Here is a 17,768-nt window from a genome sequence, read left to right as displayed (position 1 = left end):
CCCATAAGACTTCTGCCCGGCGATCAATCACCTTTATCCTCAGAAAAGCACCTATGTTGATGAAATCAACATAAATATCCTGCCAGAAATGGCAGTGATTGATTTCATCACCAAAGAAATAAGGTAGCAAAAATCCTATCCCACAGACAAAAAGCGGTGAGAATAGTGAGCTGAACGACAGGAATACAGAAATGTATCCCTATCGATTAATCCCTTTGGACAAAGGGAACGGAGTTTGAAGTTTCCTTCATACTGACCATATGACGGAACTTAAGTTATGATTATTAAATCATCACCAAATGGCAAGAAAAATTTTCATTTTTTTAATTTACGAAAAGTCAATTTTGTAAGAAAGTGTTACAAACTCAATAGAGATTGAGTTATCGTCAATCTTATATAAGGATAAAAATAATTCATTTCTAAGATAACACAGCTTGCATTAAATACCGGGGATATTGGCTATCTTATCCAACCCGGTGTTGACCGATTTCCTGTTAGACATAGATAATGCCTTGATGATTCAATTGAGTCTGAATGGTATGGGGGGGCGTTAGTATAATGCGCTATCCAGCTGCTAATATCGTAAATTTATATATCCACCGTTGGGAAATTATTGAGAAATGAAACAACATTGATTGAATAACAATTTCATCCCACGAAGTAAGCAACTCGCCTTGGTTTCCTAAGCTACGAACGTGTCAATAAATTTTCTATAGTGTTAACTGACAACAGTGTTAATTGATAACTCGGGCCTTTAGATCGGAATTTTTATTTAAATTAGATGTAGTGCAAAAAAATAAATTTATTTTCTTACCTCGTAAGACACTTAAGTTTTCCTGTCCTATCCTTTTACTGATATCTCAACCGAAAAGATTGTGATTATTTGAGAAGAAAGGAGTCGGACGACATCATGGTTCAGAACAACCCCTTCGTTCCTTTTCACTTCAATGCTGGCTCTGTGATGGTGCCGCGTGACTGGCAGGATGTCAGCATCTTGGTGCTCAACAGCCCGGATGATAAAAACGGCAGCAGTTTTACCCTTTCCCGCGATACCCTGCCGTGGGGACTCGACTTTGCGCAGTTTGCTCAATGGGAAATCACTTCACTGAGCCAACAACTAAAAAATTATCAAATGCTTTCACAGGAAAGTGGACAGCTCAACGAGTAGGAAACCGTGACGTTAGAGTTTTCCTGGTCTTCCCCGCAAGGCCCTATTCATCAAGTCATGATGTTACTCAACCTGCCTGAACAGGTGCTGATTTTTACCGGCACCCGCAACGGTGATATGACCTCGGTCCAGCGTGAACACATGCTTAACAAAAAAACCATATTATTGTCCTGTCTCTTAGTCAGATTTCTTCCTGATTAAGAGACAGGTCATTGCCGTGCTTCTGCTATTCTATAACCTGCTCAAAGCTAATGCCTAGCGCGTCTGCTACCTTCTGTAGGGTTTTAGGCTGCGTATTAGCTCCTACCTTTTCAATCTGCGCTATTGCTGGCTGACTGATGCCTAGCTTGTCCGCTAGTTGCTGTTGGCTTATTCCTTTGTAAGTTCTCCATGCTGCGATCAGACTTAGCCCTTTCTTAACCTGTAGCCCTACTACTTCGTGAGGGATGTAGACGTTTTCACCTTTTTCTCGCCCAGCTAGCTCTAGGTAGTGGTCGTAAGGGAGGACAGCAAAAACGGGTTTGTTGCCCTGCCGGATAATTTGCACTTCATCAGTATGTGTTTTCATCGCGTTTTCTCACCTCCTCGATGCTGATGATCTTCACTCCGCCATCGAAGTCAAACAGGACTCAGTAATACCCAACTCTTAACCGATAGTCGTATTGATGGTTGGTCAGTTTCTTGATGTTTCGGCACTTGGGGAAGGCGCACAGGGCTGATGTGGCATCGAATATCACCTCAGCATCTGTTTCAGGCAGCTTCTTTAGCTACCTCATTGCTTTCCTTGACCAATGTATCGTATTCATGGGCTTATATTATAAGTTCATTATAAGTCTGGCAACCAGAAAATAACTTTTAATAAGTTATTAAAATAAGTGATATTTTATTCGAATTTTTTGTTTCCACAGAGGAAGTTCATTCATAACGATGAACAAGGAATATAAAAATATCCTTGTTCATCATGAAAAACAGTTTATTTCTAGATTAAGTTTTTGGCTAGCCTCAGAATTCGGAAACACCCACTATATTATTTTCCATTTAAACCGTAATTCGTCCAAATTGGCGTTGCTACCCCAAGCTTGTCTATCACCATCTGAATCCGTACTTTTGTCAGCTTGAATGACATATTATAACCTGCATTTATTATTTTTACTTTTCTGACAAATCAGACATGCAAGGTAAATAACGAATGTCTGTAATGAGTCCTTTTCATCGTTTTTTGGCTGTGGAGGTGACCAAATGCTCATTGCCACATGGGTTCTGCTTACTTCCCAGCAGTTCCGAAAGGTAATTGAAGCAGCTGGAAATTTGGGTTGGTTATATTTTCTGAAATTTTATGTAACTAATTGATTTGTTTTAAATGAAAAGAGTCTATTTTGTTATGTTGTTTTTCACACGGAAACACTTTTAAGTTATTGAAATTTTACTTGTTTTGTTTTCCCTATTTATACTTTATAATCCGGCTAAATTTTTTATTTAGAACAGTACTGGATAGAAATGAAAACAATAGAAGTTGATGAAGACCTTTACCGCTATATTGCCAGCCATACACAGCATATTGGTGAAAGTGCATCTGATATTTTACGGCGAATGCTGAATTTTAACGCCGAACAGCCAGTACAAAGTGCACCGCCTGCCAGCACTGTGGAGAAAGCACCAGTAGCCCGCCCGCGTGATTCTGTTCGTGTTATACGCGAATTGCTACTTTCAGATGATTATTCTGAGAAGAACAAATCAGTTGAGCGCTTTATGCTGATCTTATCCACATTATATAGTCTGAACAGCGAAAGTTTTTCTCAGACTACCGATGCAATGCATGGCCGTACCCGGGTTTATTTTGCCGGTGATCAACAGACATTGCTTGCCAGTGGTAAACAAACCAAACCACGTCACATTCCAGGTACACCTTTTTGGGTAATTACTAACACCAATACTGACCGTAAGCGTAATATGGTTGAGCAAATTATGCAGGATATGAAATTCTCAGCCAATCTTATTGAAAAGGTGTGTGGCACGATTTAACTGATTAAAGCTGCGCTGCGAAATAAGCAAAGCGGTGCAGCTATCCAGGAGAAATTAAAGTGGCAATTCATTCGCGAGCGGGGCAGCTTACCCGCCAAAGTGATCTGATAAACGTAGCACAACTTACATCACAGTATTACACCTTACATCCTCAGCCAGAAAATCCGCTGCATAAGGTTAAATTCGGGACATCCGGCCATCGTGGCAGCTCTCAGCGTAGTAGCTTTAATGAAGCCCATATTCTGGCAATTGCTCAGGCAATAGCAGAAGTTCGCCAGCAACAGGGGATAAATGGTCCTTGCTACGTGGGTAAAGATACCCATGCTTTATCAGAAGCGGCTTTTATTTCTGTGCTGGAAGTGCTGACGGCCAATAATGTGAATGTAATTGTGCAGGAAAATAACGGGTTTACCCCAACGCCTGCAATTTCTCATGCCATCCTCTGCTATAACCGCCAGAGGGGAGAGTTGGCTGATGGAGTTATTATTACGCCATCCCATAATCCACCGGAAGATGGCGGTATTAAATATAATCCGCCTAATGGTGGCCCTGCGGATACTGATCTGACCGCGATTATTGAACGTCGTGCTAATGAGTTGCTTGAAGAAGGTCTGAAAAGCGTTAAACGTTTACCATTTGCTCAGGCACTGAGTAGTGAATATCTGCACCAGCAAGATTTAGTTGAGCCGTATGTTGCTGCGCTTGGGGATGTGGTTGATATGGCCGCTATCCAGAAGGCAGGGTTGAAAATCGGCATTGATCCTTTGGGTGGTTCCGGTATTGCATTCTGGCAGCGTATTGGTGAGTACTACAACTTAGATTTGACGTTGGTTAATGATCAGGTAGATCAAACATTTCGTTTTATGCATCTGGATCACGATGGTGTCATTCGTATGGATTGCTCGTCCCCTTGGGCAATGAGCGGTTTGCTGGCAATGCGCGATAAGTTTGATCTGGCTTTTGCAAACGATCCTGATTATGACCGTCACGGTATTGTGACTCCTGCGGGGTTAATGAACCCAAATCACTATCTGGCAACGGCAATAGATTACCTGTTTCGCCATCGTCCACAGTGGTCAGCAAATGTCGCGGTAGGTAAGACACTGGTTTCCAGTGCAATGATTGATCGCGTCGTGGCCGATCTGGGGCGTGAATTGGTGGAAGTTCCGGTTGGTTTCAAGTGGTTTGTTGACGGCCTGCATAAAGGTGAGTTGGGCTTTGGTGGTGAAGAGAGTGCTGGCGCTTCTTTCCTGCGTTTCGATGGTACGCCATGGTCCACTGATAAAGACGGCATTATCTTGTGCTTACTGGCGGCAGAAATGACGGCAGTGACAGGGGGAAACCCACAGCAGCGCTACAATAAGTTAGCTGCCCGTTTCGGTACACCGAGCTACAGCCGTATTCAGGCGTCGGCCAGTCATCAGCAAAAAGCGCTATTAGCCAAGCTGTCGCCAGACATGGTGAAAGCAGACAAACTTGCGGGTGATCCAATCACCGCCCGGTTAACGAAAGCTTCTGGTAATGGAGCATCAATCGGTGGCTTGAAGGTGATGACAGAGAATGGTTGGTTTGCGGCCCGCCCATCAGGGACAGAAGAAGCTTATAAAATTTACTGTGAAAGTTTCCTTGGCCCTGAGCATAGGGAAAAAATTGAGCAGGAAGCATTGAATATTGTTAATCAGGTTTTTGCTGCTGGTTGATATGTTATTCAATTAAAGAATCCGCAATTGGCTGTAATGGTTTTTTGCGGATTTTTATTTAAAATTGATAAGTCATTTCGGTTAGTAGATATTTTAATTTGGTTGGATGGTTTCCAGTTTTTTCGCTGATGCTTCATCTAATGAGTAAATAATCATTACGCGTATTCAATTGTGAATCAGATTCCGTTTTCTATTTTTTATTTTATAAAAACAAACCGAATATATCAGAGTAGAAAAAAGTATCTACGGTGAAAACATTAATCATTGTCTGGAAGAAAGTATGATCTTTATAAGAAAGTATTTCTTGAAATTATTAATAAAATTTAGATAATAACTGCTTTTACTATATTGGAATGCGCTAATGTATAATCTTATTGCTACAGATCTTGATGGAACGCTTTTACTTCAAGGGGACACGATTGGTAAATTTACCCGCCAGGTGTTGACTGATTTATCAAATATGGGCAAGCAAATAGTGTTTGCTACCGGCAGGCATCATACTGATGTGAATTCCCTTGTTGATGGTTTTGATATACCGGTACACTTGATTACTTCTAACGGTGCCAGATTAACAACGGCTTGTAGGAACTTAGATATCAGACAATATCTACCGAGCCACATCGTAAAACAACTGATTGAAGAGACACAGGCGGATAATGATTTAGTGATCAACATGTATTGTGGTTCTCAATGGTTAACCAGTGAAATACACCATAGTTTCAGTGACTTTAATCAGAATGATAATTTCAGTCCAATAGTCAGAGCGGCTGATGAAATGCCGTGTGAGATGGTTGAGAAAATTTTCTTCATTCATAAGAGAAGAGATCATGATGAGTTGGTTAAATTAGAACATCATTTAATTAATCTATTTTCTGATAGTACCAATATCGCTTTCTCATTCCCTTGGTGCCTGGAAGTAATGGATAGTGGTGTTTCAAAGGGATGGGCTTTAACTCAATTAGCTGAGTTTCTTGGCATTCCAATCAGTCAAACTATTGCGTTTGGCGACGGAATGAATGATGTGGAAATGCTTTCAACGGTGGCTAAGGGTGTGGTAATGGGAACTGCGCATGATAGGGTTAAACAAGCGCTTTCTCACGCTGATGTTATCGGTTCTTGCCGCGAAGAATCCGTGGCTCATTATTTATCTGAAAATATGTGTTAGGTAAACTTGGGGCGTCAGGATTCAGATCTTGGCGTCCTTTGAAAGATGAAGGGTATAACAATTTAATTATGTATATACCCCGCCTATTAATTATTTTGTAATATTATTCCTATTGTTTTAATTTGCAAATTAATAGTTATGATCATTCAATATGAAATAATAAATAAAGAAATAATATGCTAATTTTACGCTATGAATTTAAAGAAAAAACATGAAATTATTAACAGTGATTGATATTTTAAATGAACTGAATGGCACTGGCACGTTAAGTTTATAAATACATGATTTGACAAATTATTACCTTTGATAGTAATTTGTTTGATTGCTGAATGGCATCTATTTCATGACGTACATACCATTATTTTTATCATCAATTTGTTGATATTTCTCACTTCTACTCTATTCTTTTTTATAGGTATTAAATTCCGAACCCTCATCAAGAATGCGGCGATATTTATTGTCAATTTATTCCCTATCAATATGAGGTTCCATTATGTCGAACGATAAAACAAAAAAACTATTAAAACAGGAAAACAGCGAAAGAGACGTCGAGATACGTGACCAAAATTATTTTCGAAAACTGTCCCTATTCGATGATACTGTTGTAGCCGGTGCTGAAATGATCGGCACAAGTTATGATGTTTTTGGTAAGTATTGCAACGTGGGAAGTTGTATGAATTCGCTTTTCGATGAGCGGAAAGTTAACTCAAGTGAAGATAATTTCAAGAAAATCACTATTCTCGGCAAAACGCTAAAAGTCCCCTATTATGTCGATTGTTATAGTGTCGGGGATTTAAAATATACCAATGCGTCAGGCGAATCTATTGAGTCATATCAACGTAGTATTTCCAGTAAAAGCCGCATTAAAGGCAACTACGTATTCTTTAGTGCATCATTGAGAGTCGATTTTGATACAGATAGTCTGACGGCTTTTGAAAATGCGTTTTCCCGCATTCAGTATACTTATGACCTCTATATACTTAAAAGTTCAGCAGAAGCGTTAAAAGAATTTCTTAAAGAGAGTGTTAAAACGGCCCTTGATAAGGCGGATACTGAGGAGGATATGGATGACCTATTTAATACCTGGGGCTCTCACTTTTTGAGTGGCGTGGTCATGGGCGGCTGCGCGCAATATTCATCATCTACGAACAAATATACGTCGAATCTAACAAACTCTCTTGACGTGGTTGCCGCAGCCTCATTTGCGGGATTTATTGGTCTCTCTGTTCGTACAGACAATTCATTTAAGGAGGATATAAAGAAATTTCGTTCAGCCTCCAACATAAAAACCCACACCATTGGCGGTGACTTGTCTCGATTTGATCCTTTTGGTAGTGCAACAAGCTCAGAACAACCTTCCGCAGAAGAAATAGCCGCAGCGAAAAAAGCCTTTGAAGACTGGAAAGCCAGTGTTCCCAATTCCCCTGAATTAGTTAACTTTGCAGACTCCAACCCCTTAACGGGGATTTGGGAATTGTGTTCAGACAGAACACAAAAGGCTAAGCTTAAAAAGCATTTTGAAACTGTCTGGGCTCCGGCGGAATCTGCTAAACGACGTATACATTCGGATTATATTGATGAGATTATTATTGGGATCAATAGCACTAACACCCTTCCTGAAGGGTATATTGGATTAAAATCCACTAAAAACGAAAACCTGAATAATAAGGGTAATATTTGTCTTTTTATGCATAAAGCAAAATATGATCCCAATATCGATAATAAGGATTGTATCACTGAGTTAAAGTTCATCACTGTAAAAGACAAAAATCCGGAGGGAGATTGGGTCAAGATCCCTAAAAATATTTATACCTCACCCGATCAATATTTATATTTGTGTTACTTACCAGCAAAATATTCCGCTGAGAAGGCGATAAAGGATATTCAATTGCTATGTAGCAGTTGTGGTTCCAGCATGATACTTCCTTATGGATATAACGATGTCTTGGATGAAAGAGGTGAGAGAGTTAACGCTACTGAGGATGCAGATGTTCATTATCTTATCTATAGCGCCGGATGGAACTGGAAAATCTGAATGAGGGAGTTTTAGCCATTTGGAAATCGCTAAAAACAACGTCATCTTTGGGGAATTTATTTCCCCTTTATTAATTCAAAATATTCTTACTCCGTGATCTCACTATATCTGCATAATGAATTTACGGATTTGTTCAAATTTTGCAGTTATTGTGAATTTGAGCATCAGTAAATTGCAGCTAATATGATCCGAAAAATGCAATAAATATAGGCTTGCGGTATTTCAAACGCGGGTTGTTGCAACCAGAATTTTGTGACTTAGCAGCGAGAGCGAGTCACGGCATAAAACGATAGCCAACGCCGGTTTCAGTTAGCAAATGTTTTGGTCTGGTTGGGTCGGTTTCTAATTTTTGTCGTAAATGTCCCATATAAATCCGTAAATAATGGTTGTGTTCAACATAATTAGGGCCCCAAACCTGATTCAGTAGCTGGCGTTGGGTGAGTACTTTGCCGCTATTTGCTAATAATTCGCCCAGTAAACGGAACTCAATGGGAGTCAGATGTAATTCTTTATCGTTTTTAGTTATCCGGCGATTAATGAGATCGACAGTGACATCAGAAAAATGAACGACAGGTTCTTCCTGATTGGTTCTGGCAAAACGGCGTAAGGCGACCCGGACTCTTGCTAATAGTTCACTGATGCCAAAAGGCTTACTGAGATAATCATCAGCGCCGGCATCCAGTGCTGCCACTTTAACGGTTTCTGCATCGCGGGCAGAAAGAACAATAACCGGAATTGAACTCCACCGGCGCAGATCACGGATCAAATTAATGCCGTCACCATCGGGTAGCCCCAAATCAAGAATAATCAGATCGGGTTTACGGGTTCCTGCTTCAATCAGACCTCGTTTCAACGTGTCACTTTCAAATACGCGACAACCTTCACCTTCCAGCGCTAGCCGAACAAAGCGTCGGATCTCTTTTTCGTCTTCAATAATTAAGATGGTACTGTTGTTGGTAATAGTCACATCTCCTCAGTAATTTCTTCAATCTCAGGTGGTTTCTCTAACGGTAGAACAAAGTGAAAGCTCGCTCCACCTTTTTCGTTGTTGGCAGCCCAAATATTTCCACTATGGATTTCAATAATTGCGCGGCAGATTGCTAATCCAAGACCAACGCCAGGAATGGCGGATTCTTTGCGGGCGCGGGAAAATTTATCGAAAATTAATTGCTCCTGTTGTGGTGGAATGCCTTTGCCGGCATCCCAAACTTCAATATGAATCTGATTTTTTTCTGTTGTTGCTTTAATGCCTAATGGTGTTTGCTCAGCTGTATATTTGATGGCGTTTTCTAATAGATTGATAAAGACCCGTTCCAGTAAACTGGCATCACAGTGCAGCAGTAAGCCCGATGGTAGGGAAACGGTGACCGGGTGACGATTGAGCGCATATTCCAGTGAACGCAAGGTACTGCCGACAATCTCTTCCAGTGATTGCCATTCCAGATTGAGTTGAATGCCCCCGGATTGGATACGCGCCATATCCAGCAAGTTGTTGACCAGACGAGAAGTGCTGAGAATTTGCTGACGGATTTGATTCACTTGTTTAGTGTGCGGAGAGCCTTCAGCAGATAAGTCTAGCATCAGGATTTCTGCCTGGCCGAAAAGTACCGTCAGAGGGGTGCGTAAATCGTGTGAAAGTGCCGCCAAAAGTGAGTTACGTAATTGTTCCCGTTCTGTATCCAATTTAGCCAATTCTGCCTGACGGGAGAGTTGTAATCTTTCTAGTGCGTTGGCAATCAATCGGGTAAATGTTTGCAGTAATCGCTGTTGCTCAGGGATAAGTAGCTGGCGTAAATAGGCAGGTTCAATAGCCAGTACACCAAAAGTCTGCGAAGGTGTTGCCACTGGCAGTAATTGATAAGGTACGCTAGGCAAGGTATCGGTTCCCGCACCGGCGGGTTGATTCTTATCAAAACTCCATTTCGCAATGGCATCATCAATCAACATATGACCGCCATTATTTGTTGTGAGCTGGTGCAACTCACCATCATCATTGGGTAAAAATAGGCCGGTTTTAGCCTGAAAACCATTGGCAAGGAAATGGTAGCTGGTCCGGGCAATATCCTCTTCATTCAGTGTTCGGCTAAGTTCGCGGGTCATTTCATACAGATGTCGGGTTCGCTGTTCGCGGTAACGGGCAATGCGCGCCTGATACCTCATGCCCGCTGTCAGGTTTCCTACCACGACACCGACTATTAACATGACGGTAAAGGTCAATAGATACTGCATATCCGTGACAGCAAGAGACCAGTGCGGTTGCACAAAGAAAATATCGAAACTGATGACATTAATAAAAGCGGCAAATACTGACGGCCAGCGCCCATAAAACAGCGCGATAATAACGACGCCAAGTAGATAAAGCGTGACAAGATTGGCTTTATCAAGGGTTAGCAGCAGAGTGCGGGAGAACAAGGTGATAAGCGCGCAGAGAGTGATAGCAACCAGGCAACCTTGAATTTGTCCTTGCCATTTTTCACTGACAGGGCGATTGTCCAGTTCTTTATCCCATCGGCCACGATCTTCCAAGGCGACAATCACCAAATCCAAATCTGGCCCCAGTTTTCCTAATCGATCAGCAAAACCAGGCAGCCATTTCCAGTCAAACAGCTTCCCGCGGGATTCACAACGACGGCCTATCAGAATTTTGCCAAGGTTATGTTCTCTTGCATAACGTAATACCGCTTTTTCTTTGTTTGGATCGGAGATTGTTGCTGTTTCAGCCCCCAATTCATGCGCTAATCTGAGCGCTTTTAAAATGGTCCGCCGTTTACCTTCCGGCAATTGGTGCAGTTTTGGCGTTTCAACATAAATTGCATGCCAGATACAACCTAGCCGCGCGGCAAGGCGTGCTGCGGCACGGATCAGTTTTTCATTACCAGAACTGTGACCAATGCATAGCAGAAGATTATCACGGGTATGCCAGACCGGCTCATGCCCTTGTGTATCGCGGAATGCACGCATTTGATCATCAACGCGATCGGCAGTACGACGTAAAGCCAGCTCTCGCAATGCAATCAAATTTCCCTTACGGAAAAAGTGTTCAATGGCGCGTTCTGCCTGACTGGGAATATATACCTTGCCTTCATTGAGTCGCTGGCGCAGATCATCGGGAGGCAGATCAACCAACACAATTTCATTAGCTTGATCAAAGATATGATCAGGAACGGTTTCTCTGACTCGGATGCCGGTAATGTCACCAACGACATCATTAAGGCTTTCCAGATGCTGAACGTTAATGGTCGTTAGCACATCTATTCCAGCTTCAAGTAACTCTTCAACATCTTGCCAGCGTTTGGGATGGCGGCTGCCGTGAGGATTACTGAAGGCCAGTTCATCCATCAGAATCATAGCCGGATGGCGGGCAATGGCGGCATCAAGATCAAAGACGGTGATTTTCCGTCTTTGGTAGTGCATCTGTTTAGGTGACAGCTGTGGTAGACCATCAAGCAAAGCGGCAGTTCCCTGCCGCTCATGAGTTTCTACCACACCGATAACCACATCCAGCCCTTGAGCACGCAATCTATGAGCTTCTTGTAACATGGCATAGGTTTTCCCTACGCCAGCGCAGGCACCAAAAAATATTTTTAATTTACCGCGCTGTTTCTCATTAACCAGTGTCAGTAATTCATCAGGGTCAGGACGTTGTGGTTCGTGTTGATCCATCTTCCAGCCTTACTGTTGTTTCTTTTGCAAATTATCCAGAGCAAGATTGAGTTTTAACACATTAATAACCGGTTCACCGAGAAATTCTGATGGGGGTGTTTCCGTATTATCTCTGATTAACTGTTTTATCACTTTAACGGGTAAATGGCGTGCATCAGCGACACGTTGGGCTTGAAAGTTAGCGGCTGCGGGCGAGATATGAGGATCAAGGCCACTACCGGATGCTGTCACCAGATCAACGGGCACTGGAATGTCTGGTTGGCGGTTAAATTTGCGCAGTTGCTCAACTCTATGTTTGATTTCATCAGCCAGTATTGGATTGGAGACAGACAAATCGCTGCCACCGGATGACTGGGGGTTATAAGGGTGGTCTGCGGTAGCGGAAGGGCGCCCTTGAAAATAGATATCTTTCATGAAGGGTTGACCAATTAATTCAGAGCCAACTACCTGACCATCTTGTTCCACCATGGAACCCTGTGCCTGATAAGGAAACATCAGTTCTGACAAACCCGTTGCCAGCAATGGATAAGCTACGCCAGTAATCAGAGTCAGGAATATCAACAATACAACAGAAGAACGTAACCAAGTCATTTTCATCACCTTTATTTAAATATCAGCAAAGTCAGCAACATATCTATCAGTTTGATGCCGATGAAAGGCGCTATCAGACCACCCAAACCATAAATCCACAGATTGCGGCGTAAAAGTGACAATGCATGCATTGGCCGATAGCTGACACCTTTCAAAGCCAGTGGGATCAGAAACACAATAATCAGTGCATTAAAGATAACGGTCGATAAAACCGCCGAAGTGGGTGAATACAAGTGCATGATATTCAAGATATTTAATTGTGGATAAGTGACGGAAAACGCCGCCGGGATAATGGCAAAATATTTTGCAATATCATTGGCGATACTGAATGTGGTCAGAGAACCGCGTGTCATCAGCATCTGTTTACCAATATGAACCACTTCAATCAGTTTGGTTGGGTTGGAATCCAAATCCACCATATTGCCGGCTTCTTTGGCTGCCTGAGTGCCTGAATTCATAGCAACCGCAACATCAGCCTGCGCAAGTGCAGGCGCATCATTAGTTCCATCACCGGTCATGGCGACCAGACGGCCTTCGGATTGATATTGGCGGATAAGGGCCAGTTTGGCTTCGGGTGTCGCCTCAGCCAGAAAATCATCCACGCCGGCTTCAGCGGCAATAGCCGCCGCGGTTAGGCGGTTATCGCCGGTAATCATGACGGTTTTAATCCCCATGCGGCGCATTTCACTGAATCGCTCTTTAATGCCGCCTTTAACAATATCTTTCAGCGCAACAACACCCAATACTCGTTGATTTTCTGCTACAACCAGCGGTGTCCCCCCTTTACGTGCCACCGTTTGAACCAAAACTTCTACTGCTTCGGGGAATTTTCCGTGATTGATTTCAATATGGCGGCGGATTGCGTCTACAGCACCTTTGCGGATCAGGCGATTTTCCACATTAACGCCACTCATGCGGGTCATGGCGGAGAAAGGAACAAAAGTCGCATTCAGTGAGTGCAGATCACGTTCGCGTAGATTGAATCGCTGTTTTGCCAGAATGACGATGCTGCGTCCTTCCGGTGTTTCATCTGCCAGAGAAGAGAGCTGAGCGGCATCAGCCAACTGTTGTTCCGTCACGCCGGACACAGGCAGAAATTGAGATGCCTGACGGTTTCCTAGTGTGATCGTGCCGGTTTTATCCAATAACAGGACATCCACATCACCCGCTGCTTCAACCGCGCGCCCGCTGGTGGCAATGACATTAGCACCCAGCATACGGCTCATACCCGCGACACCAATCGCAGAAAGTAAACCTCCAATAGTCGTAGGAATAAGACAGACTAATAATGCGATTAATACGGTGATGGTGATCGGTTGACCAGACTGGTTAGCTTCCACACTAAATATTGAGAATGGCAGCAGAGTGACACACACCAACAGGAAGATAATCGTCAGCGCGGTGAGCAGAATGGTCAGGGCAATCTCGTTGGGGGTTTTGCGACGTTTAGCGCCTTCTACCATTGAAATCATGCGGTCAAGAAAAGTTTCACCGGGATTGACCGAACATTCAACCACCAGCCAGTCAGACAGCACGCGTGTACCGCCAGTAACAGAAGAGAAGTCACCGCCAGATTCGCGGATAACCGGGGCAGATTCGCCGGTGATAGCACTTTCGTCAACGGAAGCGCCACCTTCGATAACTTCACCATCACAAGGGATGGTTTCACCGGCTTCAATGATGACGATGTCACCTTTGCGCAGGCTGTCAGAAGGGACTTTCTCCCGGCTTGCATCACGACTGGCTGAGGTGAGTTTAGTCGCCCAGCTGGTTTTTCTCACGCCTTTAAGACTCGCAGCTTGAGCTTTGCTTCTGCCTTCTGCCAATGCTTCGGCAAAGTTAGCGAACAGCACAGTAAACCACAGCCATAAGGCGATATTGCCAGTAAACAGCGTATTTTCTTTAAGCTGACCGGCCAGCATAGCAATCCATAAAATGGTGGTTAACCAACTACCCAGATAGACCACAAACATCACTGGGTTACGCCATTGCGCCGCTGGATGGCATTTTTTTATTGAATCAATAAGCGCATTACGAATTAAAGAGGGTTCGAATAATGCCTGTTGCTTGTTTGTCATGGTGTTCCTTACTTTGGCACTTACCGGGACATTAGCCAGATTTGTAAATGTTCAATGACCGGGCCAAGGATCAGAGCTGGAATAAAGGTCAATGCACCGATTAACATAATGGTCAGGATTAGTAAGCCGATAAACAGCGGGCTATCGGTTGGTAGCGTGCCGTTGCTGGCAGGCTGACGTTTTTTGGTTACCAAAGAGCCGGCAATAGCAAGTACTGGCAGGATGACACCAAAGCGGCCAAGAAATATCACTGTTGCCAGCAGTAGGTTGTAGAACCGGTTGTTTACACTGAGGCCAGCGAAGGCACTGCCGTTATTGTTGGCCGCAGAGGAAAGGGCATAAAGCACTTCACTGAAACCATGAGCGCCGGGGTTCAGAATACCCGCGCGTCCATTTTCTGTTGATATGACAAGCGCAGTACCTAAAAGCACTAGCGTAGGCGTCACCAGAATCGCCAGTGCGACCATTTTCATCTCAAATACTTCGATTTTTTTCCCGAGATATTCAGGAGCCCGCCCTATCATTAAACCGGCGATAAAAACGGTCAGCAAAACAAACAGTAACATGCCATATAAACCGGAACCCACACCACCGAACACGACTTCGCCAATCTGTATCAGCCACATTGGGATCATACCGCCAAGGGCGGTGAAGGAGTCATGCATGGCGTTGACGGCCCCACAGGAAGCGGCGGTTGTCGCTACGGCATAAATTGAGGTTGCAAGAATACCGAAGCGGCTCTCCTTACCTTCCAGATTGATATTGCTGTCAGCACCTAGCAGGCTGAGGTGTGGATTGCCTTTCAATTCGGCATACATAACTCCCGCGGTGGCAATGACGAAGATGATGCACATTGCCCACAATAAAGCGTGTCCCTGACGGTTATCGTCAGTGACTTGACCAAAGGCAAAGCAGAGTGCACTGGGGATAAGTAGGATCGACAAGATCTGAACAAAATTGCTGATAGCGGTTGGATTTTCAAAAGGATGGGATGAGTTAGCCCCAAAGAATCCACCGCCATTGGTTCCCAACAATTTAATCGCTTCCTGCGAAGCAACGGGTCCCATCGGGATTAATTGTTGTTGGTCTTCAATGGTATGAAAGAGCTGATAAGGTTCGAAATTCTGTATCACTCCCTGACTGACAAAAACCAGCGCGATAATCATAGACAGCGGTAACAGCAGATACAGTGTAATGCGTGTGATATCAACCCAAGCGTTTCCCACGGTTTTCGCACCATGACGGGAAAATGCGCGTATCAGGGCAAATGCCACCGCGATCCCGGTTGCCGCAGAAAGAAAGTTCTGTACTGTCAGGCCAGTCATTTGACTAAAATAGCTGAGAGTGTTTTCTCCACTGTATGCCTGCCAGTCGGTATTTGTAATAAAGCTGACCGTTGTATTCAGTGCCAGATCCCATTTAAGCCCGGGGAAATGTTGAGGATTAAGTGGGAGACTTCCTTGTGTGACTAAAAGGGTAAATAGCAGTAATAGCCCAGTCAGATTAAAAATGATGATAGCTAATGCGTATTGCCACCAGTTCATCTCTTTAACTGTGCCGCCTGGCTTCTGTAAACCACAGCAACGCCAAAGGCCGGACTCTGTTCTAGCCAGCCAGTGTGGAATATCACCTTCGATCATATTGGCAATAATACTTCCAAGCGGTTTTGCCAACAGCAGTAAAATCAGTAAGAAACTTGCGATCAGTAAAAAAGCGGATGCAGCCATTTAAAAATCCTCCGCATGAAGTAACGCATAAATTAGATAAACCAGTAACAGGGATATCAATAACGCGCCGGAAATGAAGAATATGCTCACTGCTTATCTCCTTAGGATTTGGATAGGTAAAGGTTAAGCAAGCAGATGCAAAGAAGCTGATAAAAGAGTGAGTGGATGTGTAAAAAAAGTATAAAAATGGCAATAATAAGTGAGGTTAAAAAGAGCCTCCGTCAAAGGCTACTTGGCTTATTCTTTTCAAAAGTCATTCACAAGGATAAATAATTACTGTTGAGTATTAATAAGGTTATTAGGATTTAAAAAATACTCTATATATGAATTGTTTTAAGAAAATACTTAATTAATCTATGGTTTTTTTCTGGAAGAAAAATAAGTCATAGATTTTCATCAATTCAAATAATTAACTATTTCTTCAAATGTTGCACTTGAGTCTATTGCCTGATAGAAACCATTATCAACATGTATTGGCGTAACTATAGTAGTATTTTTCAATATTGGTTTATTGTTAAAAGAAACAGATATTTTTTTTCCTACGTTTTGCTTTATAAAAAGATTAAATGGTTTGCTACAATGAGAGTTATTTTTTACTTTGATGAAAATGGAATAGTAGTCACTTCCTTTTTTCGGGCTGATTTCCTCTATACATGGTGGAGTCAAATGAAAAGTTTCGCCATTTGCTTTATAGTTAATAGAAAAAGAGTGTTTTTTGGGGACGCAACCTGAAACATTTATTATTAATATCAATAACATAAGAGTTAATATTTTCATCTTTCCTCCGGTTATAGCCAATCTATGAATATTCTGGAAAAGTAACATGGTGCAATGGTTCGTATCATTTTTACGTATCTATATAACAATATCAATGAAAATTTTCATATTGGCAATCCTTGCTTCTATTCTCGGATGACTTGTATAACCGCATTTATTCTTATTTGCTTAAATTAATTGATAATCATTCTTTTCTTACTCCTGTCTTATTGTCTATTGTCAGTATGAAGATAATATGCCTTGTTTGTTGTTACAGAATAACGCATTGTAAGATAAAGGTAATTATATTTACATCATCACTGAACTGTCTTGACATAATAGAATTTTCTATCCTTGCCATTTTTTGAAAACAAATACAACCGTTTTGTTTAACAAATTCTATGTTGTTTAAGTTAGGTTTATAAAATATTTTATGAATTATATTGAGTTCTTTGGTTTTTATATCCGATTTAGATTAAACAAAAAGGGCTTTATGGCAAAAAATAGCTTGATTTTATGTCAAATTGTTTAGAAAATCGCCATGATTAAGAAATGACTTGTTTGGTCAATTTGAATATTTATTTGAACGAGTATTATCGGTTATCTCTCATTTTCTATCGGCGAATGGCCTGTCTGGAAATAGCTACATCCGGTTTTTCATTTCTGAAATGTGTTATGGCATGACCATGATGTCTTGCGTTCTACAACGCTGGCCTTTGTCTTAAAATTTAGGAGAAAAAAATGATTATCAGTCCTCCCCTGTTGCGGGATAAATCCGATAGTGAAAGTGATCCAGCCTGGGTAAATAGAATGATCCCGGTGGACGCCCAGCGGGGTTTCCCGGTGAATGTCTGGCATACCTG

Annotated in this window: 12 protein-coding genes and 1 pseudogene; 5 read left to right on the top strand and 8 right to left on the bottom strand. The window is 42.5% G+C overall.

Annotated features, from left to right (window positions below; translation table 11 throughout):
* Nucleotides 1-910 precede the first annotated feature (910 nt).
* Nucleotides 911-1,369: pseudogene (locus C5469_RS17685) on the top strand (DcrB-related protein).
* A 25-nt stretch (nucleotides 1,370-1,394) separates the two neighbouring features.
* On the opposite strand, the gene C5469_RS17680 reads toward C5469_RS17685, so the two are convergent.
* A complete protein-coding gene (locus C5469_RS17680; RefSeq protein ID WP_166309506.1) occupies nucleotides 1,395-1,736 on the bottom strand; it encodes a helix-turn-helix domain-containing protein in 342 nt (113 codons plus the stop codon).
* A 929-nt stretch (nucleotides 1,737-2,665) separates the two neighbouring features.
* On the opposite strand from C5469_RS17680, the gene seqA reads away from it, so the two are divergent.
* The 4 genes from seqA to C5469_RS17655 all read left to right on the top strand — a co-directional run bounded on the left by seqA (nucleotide 2,666) and on the right by C5469_RS17655 (nucleotide 8,090).
* Complete coding sequence (gene seqA, locus C5469_RS17670) at nucleotides 2,666-3,190, top strand: replication initiation negative regulator SeqA (RefSeq protein ID WP_166309504.1); 525 nt, start codon at nucleotides 2,666-2,668, stop codon at nucleotides 3,188-3,190.
* Nucleotides 3,191-3,249: 59 nt separating this feature from the next.
* On the top strand, nucleotides 3,250-4,890 hold the full coding sequence (pgm, locus tag C5469_RS17665; protein WP_166309502.1) for a phosphoglucomutase (alpha-D-glucose-1,6-bisphosphate-dependent): 1,641 nt from the start codon (nucleotides 3,250-3,252) through the stop codon (nucleotides 4,888-4,890).
* Nucleotides 4,891-5,251: 361 nt separating this feature from the next.
* Entirely contained in the window at nucleotides 5,252-6,055 is an 804-nt protein-coding gene (locus tag C5469_RS17660; protein ID WP_166309500.1) for a Cof-type HAD-IIB family hydrolase, read from the top strand.
* Between the two features lie 493 nt (nucleotides 6,056-6,548).
* On the top strand, nucleotides 6,549-8,090 hold the full coding sequence (locus C5469_RS17655; protein ID WP_166309498.1) for an MAC/perforin domain-containing protein: 1,542 nt from the start codon (nucleotides 6,549-6,551) through the stop codon (nucleotides 8,088-8,090).
* A 274-nt stretch (nucleotides 8,091-8,364) separates the two neighbouring features.
* On the opposite strand, the gene kdpE is transcribed toward C5469_RS17655, so the two are convergent.
* The 7 genes from kdpE to C5469_RS17620 form a co-directional block, all read right to left on the bottom strand.
* Complete coding sequence (kdpE, locus tag C5469_RS17650) at nucleotides 8,365-9,057, bottom strand: two-component system response regulator KdpE (RefSeq protein WP_339414572.1); 693 nt, start codon at nucleotides 9,055-9,057, stop codon at nucleotides 8,365-8,367.
* Nucleotides 9,054-11,753 carry a two-component system sensor histidine kinase KdpD gene (gene kdpD / locus C5469_RS17645; protein WP_166309496.1) on the bottom strand — a complete coding sequence of 900 codons (2,700 nt, stop codon included), beginning with the start codon at nucleotides 11,751-11,753 and terminating at the stop codon, nucleotides 9,054-9,056. Before kdpD ends, kdpE begins: the two co-directional genes overlap by 4 nt.
* Nucleotides 11,754-11,762: 9 nt before the next feature.
* The gene (gene kdpC, locus C5469_RS17640) at nucleotides 11,763-12,344 is read right to left on the bottom strand and encodes a potassium-transporting ATPase subunit KdpC (RefSeq protein WP_166309494.1); all 582 of its coding nucleotides are present in this window, start codon (nucleotides 12,342-12,344) and stop codon (nucleotides 11,763-11,765) included.
* 11 nt (nucleotides 12,345-12,355) lie between these two features.
* Nucleotides 12,356-14,422: a potassium-transporting ATPase subunit KdpB gene (gene kdpB, locus C5469_RS17635; protein ID WP_166309492.1), complete on the bottom strand. Its 2,067-nt coding sequence runs from the start codon at nucleotides 14,420-14,422 to the stop codon at nucleotides 12,356-12,358.
* Between the two features lie 20 nt (nucleotides 14,423-14,442).
* Complete coding sequence (gene kdpA / locus C5469_RS17630) at nucleotides 14,443-16,149, bottom strand: potassium-transporting ATPase subunit KdpA (RefSeq protein ID WP_166309490.1); 1,707 nt, start codon at nucleotides 16,147-16,149, stop codon at nucleotides 14,443-14,445.
* A complete protein-coding gene (gene kdpF, locus C5469_RS24540; RefSeq protein ID WP_166309488.1) occupies nucleotides 16,150-16,239 on the bottom strand; it encodes a K(+)-transporting ATPase subunit F in 90 nt (29 codons plus the stop codon).
* Between the two features lie 306 nt (nucleotides 16,240-16,545).
* Nucleotides 16,546-16,926 carry a hypothetical protein gene (locus tag C5469_RS17620; RefSeq protein WP_166309486.1) on the bottom strand — a complete coding sequence of 127 codons (381 nt, stop codon included), beginning with the start codon at nucleotides 16,924-16,926 and terminating at the stop codon, nucleotides 16,546-16,548.
* Nucleotides 16,927-17,768 lie beyond the last annotated feature (842 nt).

It is taken from the genome of Photorhabdus cinerea (genome assembly GCF_011189575.1).
In the GTDB taxonomy this organism is placed as follows: Bacteria; Pseudomonadota; Gammaproteobacteria; order Enterobacterales; family Enterobacteriaceae; genus Photorhabdus; species Photorhabdus cinerea.
This window is presented reverse-complemented; position numbering and strand designations above follow the sequence as displayed.